This window comes from Gammaproteobacteria bacterium, from assembly GCA_029862005.1.
Lineage (GTDB): Bacteria > Pseudomonadota > Gammaproteobacteria.
Window position 1 is genome coordinate 1 of record JAOTYD010000049.1, and the last position, 14370, is coordinate 14370.

At 52.4% G+C, this 14370-nt stretch carries 14 protein-coding genes and 3 tRNA genes; 7 read left to right on the plus strand and 10 right to left on the minus strand.

Going from position 1 to position 14370, the window contains the following annotated elements; genetic code table 11:
• Positions 1 to 72: 72 nt before the first annotated feature.
• From OES20_17550 to OES20_17585, 8 genes are all read right to left on the minus strand, one after another.
• Positions 73 to 148 (minus strand) — tRNA-Thr (locus OES20_17550).
• Between the two features lie 26 nt (positions 149 to 174).
• Positions 175 to 249: transfer RNA gene (locus OES20_17555), tRNA-Gly, on the minus strand.
• Positions 250 to 508: 259 nt separating this feature from the next.
• A tRNA-Tyr gene (locus OES20_17560) sits at positions 509 to 593 on the minus strand.
• An 83-nt stretch (positions 594 to 676) separates the two neighbouring features.
• Positions 677 to 2761 (minus strand): elongation factor G, encoded by a 2085-nt coding sequence (gene fusA / locus OES20_17565; GenBank protein MDH3636504.1) that lies wholly within the window; start codon positions 2759 to 2761, stop codon positions 677 to 679.
• 248 nt (positions 2762 to 3009) lie between these two features.
• The gene (locus OES20_17570; protein MDH3636505.1) at positions 3010 to 3789 is read right to left on the minus strand and encodes an enoyl-CoA hydratase-related protein; all 780 of its coding nucleotides are present in this window, start codon (positions 3787 to 3789) and stop codon (positions 3010 to 3012) included.
• Positions 3786 to 4247, minus strand: a complete 462-nt coding sequence (locus OES20_17575; protein ID MDH3636506.1) for an acyl-CoA thioesterase — start codon at positions 4245 to 4247, stop codon at positions 3786 to 3788. The genes OES20_17570 and OES20_17575 overlap by 4 nt, the downstream gene beginning before the upstream one ends.
• 34 nt (positions 4248 to 4281) lie before the next feature.
• A complete protein-coding gene (locus OES20_17580) occupies positions 4282 to 6063 on the minus strand; it encodes an acyl-CoA dehydrogenase C-terminal domain-containing protein (GenBank protein MDH3636507.1) in 1782 nt (593 codons plus the stop codon).
• Between the two features lie 8 nt (positions 6064 to 6071).
• The gene (locus OES20_17585; protein MDH3636508.1) at positions 6072 to 6764 is read right to left on the minus strand and encodes a nitroreductase; all 693 of its coding nucleotides are present in this window, start codon (positions 6762 to 6764) and stop codon (positions 6072 to 6074) included.
• 80 nt (positions 6765 to 6844) lie between these two features.
• Between OES20_17585 and OES20_17590 the strand changes: the two genes are divergently transcribed.
• The 7 genes from OES20_17590 (at position 6845) to OES20_17620 (ending at position 12633) form a co-directional block, all read left to right on the plus strand.
• Complete coding sequence (locus OES20_17590) at positions 6845 to 7432, plus strand: peroxidase-related enzyme (GenBank protein ID MDH3636509.1); 588 nt, start codon at positions 6845 to 6847, stop codon at positions 7430 to 7432.
• 39 nt (positions 7433 to 7471) lie between these two features.
• The gene (gene phaR, locus OES20_17595) at positions 7472 to 7936 is read left to right on the plus strand and encodes a polyhydroxyalkanoate synthesis repressor PhaR (GenBank protein ID MDH3636510.1); all 465 of its coding nucleotides are present in this window, start codon (positions 7472 to 7474) and stop codon (positions 7934 to 7936) included.
• Positions 7937 to 8071: 135 nt separating this feature from the next.
• Complete coding sequence (gene phbB / locus OES20_17600; GenBank protein ID MDH3636511.1) at positions 8072 to 8818, plus strand: acetoacetyl-CoA reductase; 747 nt, start codon at positions 8072 to 8074, stop codon at positions 8816 to 8818.
• Positions 8819 to 8969: 151 nt separating this feature from the next.
• Positions 8970 to 10112 (plus strand): class III poly(R)-hydroxyalkanoic acid synthase subunit PhaE, encoded by a 1143-nt coding sequence (phaE, locus tag OES20_17605; GenBank protein MDH3636512.1) that lies wholly within the window; start codon positions 8970 to 8972, stop codon positions 10110 to 10112.
• A 4-nt stretch (positions 10113 to 10116) separates the two neighbouring features.
• Positions 10117 to 11184: a class III poly(R)-hydroxyalkanoic acid synthase subunit PhaC gene (locus tag OES20_17610; GenBank protein ID MDH3636513.1), complete on the plus strand. Its 1068-nt coding sequence runs from the start codon at positions 10117 to 10119 to the stop codon at positions 11182 to 11184.
• Between the two features lie 153 nt (positions 11185 to 11337).
• The gene (locus OES20_17615; GenBank protein ID MDH3636514.1) at positions 11338 to 11754 is read left to right on the plus strand and encodes a PaaI family thioesterase; all 417 of its coding nucleotides are present in this window, start codon (positions 11338 to 11340) and stop codon (positions 11752 to 11754) included.
• Between the two features lie 264 nt (positions 11755 to 12018).
• Positions 12019 to 12633 (plus strand): hypothetical protein, encoded by a 615-nt coding sequence (locus OES20_17620; protein MDH3636515.1) that lies wholly within the window; start codon positions 12019 to 12021, stop codon positions 12631 to 12633.
• 25 nt (positions 12634 to 12658) lie between these two features.
• On the opposite strand, the gene OES20_17625 is transcribed toward OES20_17620, so the two are convergent.
• Complete coding sequence (locus OES20_17625; GenBank protein MDH3636516.1) at positions 12659 to 14080, minus strand: SPOR domain-containing protein; 1422 nt, start codon at positions 14078 to 14080, stop codon at positions 12659 to 12661.
• A gap of 215 nt (positions 14081 to 14295) precedes the next feature.
• Positions 14296 to 14370 (minus strand): beta-ketoacyl-ACP reductase (locus OES20_17630; GenBank protein MDH3636517.1); only part of this gene is annotated, 75 nt, incomplete at its 5' end.

The following is a 14370-nucleotide window of genomic DNA, read 5'->3' on the forward strand; positions in this document are numbered from 1 at the left end:
CTTTCAAATTTTACTTTTGACATCGTTTTCTCTCATTTTATCCGGCCAGTCACGGCCAATACTATCCAAACATGGTGCTCATAACTGGAATCGAACCAGTGACCTCTTCCTTACCAAGGAAGTGCTCTACCGCCTGAGCTATATGAGCATAAATCTATAGCTCCCATTCAAGTCTGGAGCGGGTGGCGGGAATCGAACCCGCGTCATCAGCTTGGAAGGCTGAGGTAATAGCCACTATACGACACCCGCGAAAAACCCTAATTTTACCACTTCTTCTGACTCCTTATATATAGCGGAGCCATTTCATATATAGCGGAGCCATTTCCGCCAAACCAACAACGGGTGGATTCACGACCGGGACGCCGGACCGATCCATCCATGTATGTCGCCCTGCGGGCGGCCTTCGGCCGTGCCAGTTTGCGCCCGGCAAACTGGTCGAACCAGTGGCTCGAATCCTAACCTCCCTGCGCCATCTTTCCTGTACGGGCTATAGCCCGTACAGGAAAGATGGTGGAGGGGGGTGGATTCGAACCACCGAAGGCAGTGCCAACAGATTTACAGTCTGTCCCCTTTGGCCACTCGGGAACCCCTCCGACAAGGTGCGTATTCTCTACACGCCCCTCGGGCATGTCAATAGCGATGAATCGTAATTCATCTAATTTAATCAATAGCTTAGTTACTTTGCTGCACGTCTTTCATTAACTTCCTTGATCACTTCCTCGGCAACATTCTTCGGGCACGGCATGTAGTGTTCGAACTCCATCGAAAACTGACCGCGACCCGAGGTCATGGTGCGCAAATCGCCGATATAACCGAACATATCGGATAACGGTACATTTGCCTTGACGCGCACACCTGTTGGAGTCGGTTCTTGCGACTTGATCATGCCGCGGCGGCGATTCAGATCACCGATTACGTCACCGACATGATCTTCGGGTACATATACGTCAACCTTCATGATCGGCTCCATCAATTGTGGCGAAGCCTTCGGAATGGTCTGGCGATAGGCCGACCGGGCCGCAATTTCAAACGCCACCGCGGAAGAATCGACCGCGTGAAAGGCGCCATCGAACAAGGTGATCTTGACATCGAGCAGCGGGAAGCCTGCGAGTACGCCTTCGTTCATGCAATTGGCGAAGCCTTTCTCGATAGCCGGCCAGAATTCGCGCGGCACGTTACCGCCGGTTACCGTCGATTCGAACTGGAAGCCGCTGCCGGTTTCACCCGGCTCAACGATATAATCGATCTTGCCGAACTGGCCTGAACCACCGGTTTGTTTCTTGTGGGTATAGCTGTCTTCGACACGCTGCGTAATGGTTTCGCGGTAGGCAACCTGCGGCTTACCGACCTCGACGTCAACCATGTGAGTACGGCGCAGAATATCAACCTTGATATCGAGATGCAGCTCGCCCATACCCTTGATAATGGTTTCACCGCTTTCTTCGTCGGTTTCGACATAAAAGGACGGATCTTCCTTAACCATTTTACCGATCGCGATACTCATTTTTTCCGAAGCTGCCTGGTCCTTGGGTTTGACCGCAATCGAAATAACCGGGTCCGGGAACACCATCGGCTCGAGGGTAGCCGGATTCTTGACATCCGCGAGCGTGTGTCCCGTCTGTACATTTTTCAAACCCACTAGCGCGACTATGTCGCCGGCTTCCGCGGCATTTAGTTCGATACGATCATCGGCATGCATCTCGACGATGCGACCGATACGCTCGGTTTTTCCGGTATAGGTGTTTACCACGGTATCACCCTTGGCAAGCTTGCCTGAATAAATCCGGGTAAAGGTGAGCGCACCGAAACGGTCATCCATAATCTTGAATGCCAGGGCACGCAAAGGTTTGGTGGGATCCACCGTCGCAAAGTCACCGGTTTCGTTACCTTCCAGGTCGATTTCCGGTTGCGGTTTGACTTCTGTCGGGTTCGGCAAGTAGTCGACGACCGCGTCCAGCACCACCTGGATGCCCTTGTTTTTGAAAGCTGATCCGCAGTAGGTCGGGAAAAAATCGAGCGCGATGGTACCCTTGCGGATACATCCCTTGATCGCGTCTAGCTCGGGCTCCTCGCCTTCGAGGTACATTTCAAGCAAATCATCGTCCTGCTCAAGTGCAAGCTCGATCAGTTTTTCCCGATATTCCTCGATCTGATCTGCCATCTCGGCCGGTGGTTCCTCGATCCTGAAATTGGTGGGATCACCGGAATCATCCCAGACCCATGCCTTGCGAGTTAACAAATCGACCACACCGGTGAAATTTTCCTCGGTACCGATTGGCAGGGTCATTACGAGGGGGTTAGCCCCGAGCACATCCTTGATCTGCTTAACGACGCGGTAAAAGTCCGCACCCAGGCGATCCAGCTTGTTGACGAAAATGATGCGCGCAACTTCGGAATCGTTGGCATAGCGCCAGTTGGTTTCCGATTGCGGTTCAACCCCGCCCGAGCCGCAGAAAACACCGACACCCCCATCAAGTACCTTGAGGGAGCGATACACCTCGATCGTAAAGTCAACGTGTCCCGGCGTGTCAATGATGTTGAGGCGATGTTTGTTCCATTCACAACTGGTTGCCGCGGACTGAATCGTGATACCACGCTCCTGCTCCTGGTCCATGAAGTCTGTCGTAGCCGCACCATCGTGAACCTCACCGATCTTGTGAATCTTGCCGGTCAGTTTCAAAATGCGCTCGGTGGTCGTGGTTTTACCAGCGTCGACATGTGCAAAAATGCCGATATTCCGATAACTATTCAGGTCTGCCATGATGGTATCCAGTTAAAAAAATAAAAATTCGTCCGCACCGGGCTTTCTTACCCGGCTATTCCAACAAAAAAACACCCCGTCTTTATCTCATCTAAAGACGCTAAATCAACTGTAAATTATTGATTTACAAAGAAAAAATTTGGTGCCCGAAATCTGACGGCGCATATTCTAACATATCGTCGCGAAACTGATAGTGCTGGAGAGGATTTATAGTCGATAAATATCTAATAGTTCGGTTTGAGCCGAAATCATCGATGTCTGAACTCGGGGCTGCGTTTTTCCACGAAGGCAGCCATACCCTCTTTCTGATCGTCCAGTGCAAAGGTCGACTTGAACATTCTGCGCTCGGTTTTTATACCCTGCGTAAGCGGGGTTTCGTGCGCCAGATCGACCGCCTCCCTGGCCATAGATACGACCGGACGCGAGAAGCTGGCGATCGTCGCTGCTGCCCGCAGGGCCACGTCGAGATAAGCATCCACGGTTTCGACCCTTGCGACCAGCCCACTACGCTCGGCCTCGGCAGCATCCATCATGCGGCCGGTCAGGCACATATCCATGGCTTTCGATTTGCCGACCAGGTGAGTCAATCGCTGCGAACCGCCAAAACCCGGAATGGTGCCAATGGTGATTTCAGGTTGACCGAACCTGGCATTATCGGCGGCAATGATAAAATCGCACATCATCGCCAGCTCGCAGCCACCACCCAGGGCATAACCCGCAACCGCGGCAATAATGGGCTTGCTGCAACCGGCAATACTGTCGCACTGGCGCGTAAGACCGCCGTGTTCAAGCATGTATTGATAGGTTGCGTCTTTCATTTCAGTGATATCGGCCCCGGCTGCAAATGCCTTTTCATTTCCAGTGAGTACGATCACCGCCACCGAATCGTCAGTCTCAAGATCCTGCAGGGTTTGCGCGAGCTCATCCATCAACCCCATGCACAGGGCGTTCAGGACCTCGGGACGATTCAGCCTGACCACGGTCACGGCATCGTGTGTTTCCAATTCCAGGTATTGTAAGTTGCTCATGGTTCGATCCCCTCGAACTGTTTGATGATTTCCCGCTCGACAGGCGGAATCGGTGTACTGTGATTTTCACGATAATTAAACCAGACGCATGCGGCCTTCGCGGTTGAACAGGGTTCGTCTTCCCCCGGTGCAAATATCGCCGCTTCGAAATCGAAGCTGCTGTTGCCGAGTCGACTGATGCGTGAGCCCACTTCCAGCGCACAGGGATGATGGATCTGGCGCAGAAAAGCAACCTGAATATCGGCGATGATCAGGCTATTGTGCACGTCAGGACCGGCGCTCATATCCAGTAGTCGATGAAAATAATCGAGACGACCGGATTCGTAATAGCGCACGAACTGCACGTTATTGACGTGACCGAACATGTCACAGTCACCCCAACGCGTCGGCGTCGACGTAAAAAACCGAAATCCGTCGCGTGCATAATCCCACAGCCGGGTTTGACTGGATACCGCCATCGTATGTTTAAGAAATCCCCGAATTCAGGTTCGGCTAAAAATTATCCGCTGCTATCGCCATGACGCTGTCCGAGCCAGCCTTGACCATCACCGCCTGTGCCTCGCTGCGCGGCAGGATATGTTCGGCAAAAAACAGCGCCGTCTTGATCTTGTGGGAATAAAAATGATCACTGCTGCCGGCGTCGATATGCCCTTGCGCAACAATTGCCGCGCGTCCCAGTAACCAGGCGCAAACCAGATTACCTGACAGCATCATGTAATCCACTCCGACCGCGCTGCCCAGCTCCGGATCGCCCGGCGCATTCTGCAAGTAGAAGCCGGTTGCCTCTTCCAGTGCAGTAAGGGCTGTCGAGAAACGCGTTGCAAGCGCGCCGATATCTCCGTTCGCAGCCTGCAGTTGCTGACTGAAAGCCTTTAATTCTCCGATCAGCTCAGCCATTGCCTGACCCTTGTCACGCAGCAGTTTTCGACCCATCAAGTCCAGTGCCTGGATTCCGGTTGTGCCTTCGTAAATAGTCAGAATCCTGGCGTCACGCATGTACTGGGCCGCGCCGGTTTCCTCGACATATCCCATGCCACCATGCACCTGTACACCCAGGTAGGTTGCTTCCTGCGCCATCTCGGTGCACCAGCCCTTGACGATTGGAATAATCAAATCGACACGACGCTGATGGGATGCCCGCTGTTCGGCTGATTCTGCGTGATGAGCCAGGTCGGTCTGGGCGGAAGCGTAATAGGCCAGGGCCCTGCCCGCCTGGGCGATGGCCCGCATTTGCATCAACATCCGGCGCACGTCCGGGTGGTGGATAATCGTGCTGCGCTGACTATGCCCATGTGCCATACCTTGAACTCGTTCCTTGGCAAACAAGACCGCTCTTTGATAAGCGCGCTCAGAAATCGCGACGCCCTGCATACCAACTTCGAGCCGCGCGTTGTTCATCATCGTGAACATACAGGCGAGACCATTGTGCTCCTCGCCGACGAGATAACCGATAGCACCGTCCTGGTCCCCGTAAGACATGACACAGGTCGGCGATGAATGGATTCCCATTTTCGATTCCAGCGACACCACCCTGAGATCATTGCGCTCGCCCCTGGAACCATCCTCGTTTACCAGGTACTTGGGGACCAGGAACAGTGAAATACCTTTAATGCCTTCCGGTGCATCCGGCAGGCGCGCCAGCACCAGGTGCACAATATTGTCGCTCAACTCGTGTTCGCCCCAGGTGATGTAGATTTTTTGACCATAGATCAAATAGTTATCGCCTTCGCGTTCCGCACGCGTGCGAATCGCTGCCAGATCGGTACCTGCCTGTGGTTCGGTCAGGTTCATGGTACCGCTCCATTCACCTGTCACCAGTTTCGGTATATAGAGTTTCTGCAATGCTTCGGTGGCGTGCGACTCGATGGCCTCGATCGCGCCCGAGGTCAGCAACGGGCATAGTGCAAAAGCCATGTTCGATGCATACCACATTTCCGCGACCGCCGAGTGCACCAGGAACGGGAGACCCTGCCCGTCTATTGCCGCCGATTTACCGACTCCCTGCCAGCCATTATCGACAAACTGGCGATAGGCCTCGGCATAGCCAGGCGGGCTTACCACCTTCCCGTTATCAATGCGGGTTCCGTGTTCATCACCCGACGGATTCAGCGGCGAGAAGACTTCGGTTGCCAACACACCCGCCTGTTCGAGCACGGCCGCGACCAGGTCCGGTGTGGCGTCTTCGAAGCCGGGTAGTTTGGCGATGGAATCAAGGCCTGCAATTTCATCGATAACAAATTGCATATCCTGGATCGGGGCATAGTAGTCGGACATAGTGATACCTAGCTGTGAAAATGGACCAGCTCACCGAGCGCCGCGCGTTCAGGGACTATCTGGTTTTCGGGTAAAGTTGGATCCTCATAACCAAATGAAATTCCAAACAAAAGTTTCATTTCCGCATCAATCCCTAATTCTCGCCGCACCGAGTCCGCATCATATCCCAGTATCGTCTGCGGGCAACTGGCAATACCGTGGGCACGCATCGCCAACATCAGGTTCTGTGCATACATGCCGACATCGCAGGCTTCGCGAATTCCGCACCACGCCGGCATAAAAATAAATACTGCATGCGGCGCATCAAAAAACTTGAGGTTGCGCAGAAACGCCTCGCGTTTGCCCTCCTTGTCTTCACGGGTCACACCGAGAGCCTGGTAGAGCAATATGCCAACATCAAGCTGGCGTTTACGAAAAACGCCCTCGTACTTGGCATCGTAGGGATAATCCATCGAGTATTTCCCCTCGGCGATAGTTTCCATAAAGATGCCGCTTAATCGATCGCGCAGCTCACCCGAGACCACGTGGCTGTGCCAGGGCTGGGTATTGCAGTTCGACGGTGCGAATGCAGCAGTTTCGAATACATGCTCGATCAGCCCGTGATCAACCGGTTGCGGTAAAAATCCTCGAGTCGAGCGCCTCGATCGCGCAAGCTGGTCAAAAACCCAGCCGCTTTCCGGATTACTGGTTTCAGGTTTCATGAATTAGATTAACTGCTAGTTAATTTTCGCAAACGTCATTTATATTACAATAATCGAGTCTTAGCCAAAGGAATTCAAATATGACCAGCCCGGCAATCAGTCGCTTCCCAGTTCCGCCTTTCGAGGAATTACCCGCTGATATTCAACAACGAATCAACGAGGTACAGGAAAAAGCCGGCTTCGTGCCCAATGTATTCCTGACACTGGCACGTCGACCCGAGGAGTTCCGCGCTTTTTTTGCCTATCACGACGCCCTGATGGAAAAGGAAACGCCGGGCCTGAGCATGGCTGAACGTGAAATGATAGTGGTCGCGACCTCGGCGCGCAACCAATGTCAGTATTGTGTCATCGCACACGGCGCGATCCTGCGTATCCGCGCCAGGAATCCATACATCGCCGACCAGGTCGCCGCTAACTATCGCAAGGCCGATATTTCGGAACGCCAGAAAGCAATGCTCGACTACGCGCTCAAGGTCTCGCGCAAGGCTGAAACTGTCGATGAGTCCGATTACAAGCGGCTCAATGACTTTGGTTTCGACGATGAAGACATCTGGGATATCGGCACGATCAGTGCTTTCTTTGGGCTCTCCAACCGAATCGTCAACATGTCGAGCATGCGCACCAACGACGAGTTTTACCTGATGGGACGAGTGCCCAGGGAAAAATAGGTTACACTTGCGACAACCAGGCACAGCAGGAAAAGCGACGTGAGCGACGAAGTCGAACCCAGAATCATCAAGAAATATCCCAATCGGCGACTCTACGATACCGTGGAAAGCCAGTACATCACGCTACAACAAATCCGTGACCTGGTGCTTGCCGAGGTGCCATTTACCGTCATCGATCAAAAAAGCGAGGAAGATATCACCCGCAGTATCCTGCTGCAGATTATCCTGGAGCAAGAATCCGAAACTAACCCGCTATTCTCAAACGATAACCTCGAGCGTTTTATTCGCTATTACCATACCGGTGCACACAAGGGTTTTTCCGAATTTATCGGGCAGGGTCTGAATTTTTTCCAGCAGCAGCAGAGTGAATTTCGCAAGGCAATGGAAGGCATGACCAGCCATAGCCCGGTATCGTTCTGGACCGATATGACGCAGAAAAACATCGATGCATGGCGCCAGATGATGGGCCTCGGACCTGATAAGGACGATCCAGATAAAAGCTAAGCCACTGATTTTAATCAACTTATTTAAAACTTTCCTGCCCTGACTTGACAGTCGACGGTGAAAGCAATATTTTGTGCGCTGCAATATATTGTTGCAATGCAGCACTTTCCAGTTAACGGGAGAGATCACAACTATATGAATAATCAGAAAATTGCACTCGTCACCGGGGGCACTGGTGGAATAGGCACCGCGATCTGTATCGCGCTCGCCGATCAGGGACGCAAAGTTATTGCGGGATATTTCCCTCCCGATAAAGAAATCGCCGAGGCCTGGCAGCAGAAACACCGGGCAAATGGCTACGAGTTTGAAATCGTAGCCTGTGACGTCAGTGATTTCGAATCCAGCCAGCAGATGCTTCACGATGTTGAAAATACTATCGGCGGCGTCGATATCCTGGTTAATTGTGCCGGCATTACGCGCGACAAGACCCTGCGTCAAATGACACCCGATCAATGGGACTCGGTATTGCGCACTAATCTTGATTCGGCTTTTAATGTCACCCGCCATGTCGTTGAAAGCATGTCGCAAAACGGCTTTGGTCGAATTGTTAATATTTGTTCGGTTAATGGGCAAAAGGGCCAGTTTGGCCAGTCCAATTATTCCGCGGCGAAGGCCGGACTGCACGGCTTCACCAAGGCTGTCGCACAGGAGTTGGCGGCCAAGGGTGTGACGGTTAACTCGGTGTCACCCGGCTATGTCAAAACCGATATGACCGATGCGATTCCCGAAGACGTGCGCGACGCTATCATCCAGCAGGTTCCAATGGGTCGCATGGCGATGCCTGATGAAATCGCCTATGTTGTCAGTTTCCTGACTGATGATCGCAACACCTACATGACCGGCGCAAACCTGCCGGTAAATGGCGGAATGTACATGACCTAGGATCCCATCGACAGACAGGGTCAATAATTAAAAAGGCGGGGCGAAAATCCCGCCTTTTTTATCTGCCAGCACGACAGAACCTAATTATGTTGCAGTGCACAATAAACTGTGCTAGAGTAAAATCCTTTTAGAATTTAACGAGTTACCCAGCATGAGTGAAAGTAATCAATGGACCGAACAATGGTTCAAGGCGCAGCAGCAGTTTGTCGATGCCTGGAGCGATATGGCCAAAACAGGCAGCGGCGGTAATACCAGTCAGTCTGACCTGTGGGCACAGAGTTTCGATCTATGGCGCAAGGCCTGCGAAGGCAAGACGCAACCTGACATCGAGCTGGCCATGCGCAAATGCATGGATATGGGCAAGGAATATTTCGCCATGGCAGAGCAAGTCAGCAAGGGTCTCACCGAGGGAGCCAACCCTGTCGAAGCGATCAATCAATGGCTGGAGCAAATGAAACAATCGCTACAACAGCTTGGTGGGATGCCCGGGTTCAACGGTACCGGCGTCAGCGACTTCATGAAACAGTGGTTTGCTCCAAATGCCAGCTGGCAGGAAATGGTGGCTGGCCTGACGCCGATGAACCAGGCGATGTGGCAAATGCCTGGCATGAATACTTCGGTCTTCAACCTGGGTGAAGCTATCGACCCGCTGGGTAGAGTACTGGAATCACCAGGCATTGGTTATTTTCGTGAACCCCAGGAAAAGCAGCAAAAAGGTCTTCAATTGGCGTTCGAGTATCAGGAAGCCAACTTCAAATTCAACCAGGCCTTCCTGCGCGTTGCGCTCGAATCGATCCAGGGATTTCAGAACCGACTGTCGGGGCTCGACGGTGACAGTATCCCGAAATCTCTACGCGAACTTTACGACCTCTGGGTTGAAATCAGCGAAGAGCACTACGCCGAATTCGCGATGGGCGAAGAGTACCAGGCGCTTTACGGCGACATGGTCAACCGCCTGATGGTCATGCGCCGCCACTACGGTGAAATCGCCGACGATTTTCTGCGTGCCATGAACCTGCCGAACACGCGCGAAATCGACACTATGCAGGAGCGTTTACAGCAAGTACGACGTGAAAACTTCACCCTGAAAAAGGAGATCAAGGAAATCAAGGCGATGTTGTCGCAAATTAATACCAGAACCGCGCGAACAGTGAAGACAGCACCCGCAGCGAAAGCGGCGTCCACGGCCAGGAAAGCGCCCACCGCCAAAGCGGCCCCGGCCCGCAAGAAAGCGGCAGCTAAAAAAGCTGTGGCCAGCAAGGCCAAAGTAACCAGAACCAAAGCAGGAGCCTGAACCGATGAATAATATTCCGTTTCGTTCCGACCAGGTGGTCGAAGAACTGGTGCAGTTCAACCAGAATTTGAGCAAGGGGGTTAAAAATCTCCTCGATACGGACGAAATTTCTGCAGGGGTTACCCCACGCGAAGAAATTTATGCTGAGGACAAGCTCAAGCTCTACCGTTACCAGCCCTCGACCGGCGTGGTGCAAAACAAAGTCCCTACCCTGATCGTCTACGCACTGGTTAATCGTCCCTACATGACCGACATCCAGGAGAATCGTTCGACCATCAGGGGCTTGCTCGATTCGGGACAGGACGTCTATCTGATCGACTGGGGTTACCCGGATCGCGCAGATAAGTACCTGACCCTCGATGACTACATCAATGGCTATATCGACCGCTGTGTCGACGTCATCCGCGAACGCCACAGTGTCGACAAGATCAATATCCTCGGCATTTGCCAGGGCGGTGTTTTCAGCCTTTGCTACAGTACGCTACACCAGGACAAGGTCGCCAACCTGGTCACCATGGTGACACCGGTTGACTGCAAGACCCCGGACAATATGCTGAGTCACTGGGTACAGAAAATGGACATCGACGCGATCGTCGATGCGATGGGCAATCTGCCGGGTGAAATGCTGAACTGGACCTTTCTCAATCTCAAGCCGTTCCAGTTGATGGGGCAAAAGTATGTTTCGATGGTCGATATCATCAGCGATGAGAAGAATGTCAAGAACTTCATGCGGATGGAGAAATGGATCTTCGACAGCCCCGATCAGGCGGGCGAGGCTTTTCGCCAGTTCATCAAGGATTTCTTCCAGCAAAACAAACTGGTCGAAGGCGGGTTAAAGATCGGCGAACATGACGTTGATCTCAAGGATTTGAAGATTCCGGTGTTGAATATTTACGCGGAACAGGACCACCTGGTGCCACCGGCTGCATCGAAAGCTTTGAAAGCGCTGGTTGGCAGCAAGGACTACACCGAATTGGCGTTTCCAGGCGGCCATATCGGTATCTACGTCAGTGGCAAGGCCCAGGCAACCGTGACCCCGGCAATATCCGGCTGGCTTAAAAAACGCAGTTAAACTACTGTCGTCCCGCGACTTGATCGCGGGACCCGGGGATCGTTTCGTGCAGACGCCTAACGCCTCTTTTCGAGTGCTCGGATACTGGTATGATATGCCTTTCCAAATGCAACACAGCCTGGATCCCGCGGTCAAGCCACGGGATGACAATCCATGAGCAAGGTCACCACCGAAAAATTTAACGAAATCATCAAGATCGAATTGCCCTCGGCCGCCGAAACCGGCATTTACCTGCGCCACATCGACGAGGGTATGGCCGAACTGGTCCTGCCCTATAACGTGAAATCGCTGCGCCCGGGAGGCACCATAGCGGGCCCATTCATGATGATGCTCGCCGATGTTTGCATGTTCGCTGTTGTACTGAGCCTGCTGGGCGAGATAAAGCTGGCGGTTACGACCAGCCTCAACATTAACTTTCTGCGCAAACCCAGCGAATGTGACCTGGTTGCCAGAGGTAACATCATAAAACTCGGTAAACGCCTCGCGGTGGTTGAAGTATCTATCTACAGCGAGGAGGACATCGTCGCACACGCCACCGGTACCTACTCTATCCCCCCGCAGACCCAGTAGCCGTTTTCAACGGCAACACCTGCGTCTGTTGACAATTGAAAAATACAGTTTTGAACACATCTATTACCTAAGGTCGTGGAAACATCGGCGCACAACTGCCTACGTCAATATGACCCGTCGTTATATTGATAATGCGCTGGAGGGACTATACCCTGATGAAAGACTTGATTCGATTGGTCGCGATACCGCGACACCGACTGTTGCTGCCAGGCCTGTTGACCTGGCGACGTAAACGATAAAGGACCGAGGTTGCGATACAAACGAATGACAAGATCAATTGTTACCGCCACGCTCTGGGCCTGCACCTGTATTGCCAGCGCGACCGGCACGGGCGCCGCTGATCGGGGTGCCGAGCCCGTCGGCAGCTGGTTAACCTTTAGTCCAAAAATGGAACCGACAGTAGCTTATTCCGCGAAAAATGAGTCTTCTCCTTCCATCGACCACGGTAACAAAGCTGATCTGCCATCTGCATCGAGGCAATTCACAATCATCGCCCAGGCGAACATTCTGTTCGGTGAGCAGCAACCGACAACGATTGCCATCGATATCATACCTGGTAGCCCTGAGAATATTATACGACCCGGTGCATGGCGCCTGCTCCCGGTCGCAATCCTGGGATCGGCCGAGCTCGAGGTAACCTCGATCAATCCACGCACCATCCGGCTGAATGGCGTCGATATCATGCTGGTGGGTAAGTCCGACAAGAGTTTGTGCGTGGAAAAAGATATCAACGACGATACCTACAAGGATCTGTTGTGCGATGTCCGCTCCACGGGCTTCAAGATCGGCGAAGGCGAATACGCGATTATCATCAAGGCGGGCACCTATAGCGGCGAGTCCCTAAGGGGCGAAGATCGCATCAAGATCGTCAGCAAATAAATTATGCAATAGCGAGGAGCCAGCCTTAATCAGTTTGCCGGTCCCTGCCGATCCAGGTATCCCTGATACCCAGTTTACCGACCACCGAGTCGGAAAATTCCCGGGCCGACTGCCGTGACTTGAATCCCGAAACGGCGATGCGATAGCGTGTGTCGTCATCCTGTCCCGTGACAATGATTTCAGATTCATGGCCTGCGCTCTGAAATCTCTGATTGACCTCGTTGGCGACCTCCTCGGAGCGTGTCGAGAAAAGGTAAACGGTATAGATATAGTTTGATGATTTCTCTTCAATTGCAGGTTTTGATTCATCAATTAATGTATCTGCGGTTGTGGCTACATCTTCTAACATGGTAATGGACTCATCGACCGGACGTTGATCCTCGATGTCCTTCTCGCTAAAGAAAGGTTTTTCGTCTGCCGCTGGTTTTGACTGGTTATTGGCTACTCCTCTAGCCGTATCCGGGTCAACTTCATAACCTATCCAGGTATCCCTAATACCCAGTTTACCGACCACCGAGATGGAAAATTCCTGGGCCGACTGCCGTGACTTGAATCCCGGAACGGCGACGCGGTAGCGCGTGGTGTCATCCTGTCCCGTGACAATGATTTCAGATTCATGGCCTGCGCTCTGAAATCTCTGATTGGCCTCGTTGGCGACCTCCTCGGAACGCGTCGAGAAAAGATAGACCGTGTAAATGTACTTCGATGTCTTCTCATCAGTTGTTGGTTCGGATTCATCAGCTGCTGTTTCATCAACGACCGCTATATCACCTTCCGCCTCCGCAGGTATAAAAGCCGGGATTTCAGTTTCGATCGCTGTTTCAGTGATGAACGGTTGTTCTGCTTCGGGCATTATTGCAGCAATACCAGGATTCAGTAACTCAAATGAACCATCGTCGTCGATGCGCAGTTCCGTACCGGCTCTGCTAAGGATAATCATATTTGGATCTATGGAGTGGGTAACCTGGACACTACCACTGCGTAATTCGATAGACGACAGGCCATCCTGTCGCAGCAAACAAATGTCACTACGATGATGTATCGCGGTGACGATTGCATTGCCTATATTTACCTCTAACACGGAGTCAGGATTTGGCTCTGGCTTGTAGCCAACACAAATCCTTCCCTGCAGGATCTGAAGTACCGATTGTTTTCCGGTAGCACTTGATTCCGCGCTGCTGCTCGCCAGTAAGCTGATGACAGAATCCGGATAAAGATGCAGGCTGGCATTCGGCCAAATCTGCATCTCGACCCGCCCGCTGGTACCGGTAATAACGTAATCTCCGATCTCCAAATCGCTGCCATTTGTGAGCTCGGTTTTATCATTTTCTTTCTGTATCCATGCCGGCGATTTTAATGCAGTTACTTTGGCAACAGAGGATGCGTAGGAGAGCGAGAAACAAACCATGCAACCCAGGGCAACCAGACTAATAGCTGTCTTTTGCATAGACGAAAAATCAAGTAGGCACGTTAATGTCGCCATGATACTGACTATCAAGAAAATAAACTATTCGCCACTGTGCAAATATTGATGGGGCTGGATTAGGGAAGCCCGTACAGACAATACCTCACCGCCGGTCCTGGTCTCTTCGATCTTTGTTCCGACGAAAAAAAAGCCGAAACTCGTTCGAGCACCGGCTTTGACCAATAACCAGGATCGCTTCAATACATGTGTTGCCCACCGTTAATCGACAGGGTCGAGCCTGTAATAAAGCCGGCATCGTCTGCAACCAGAAA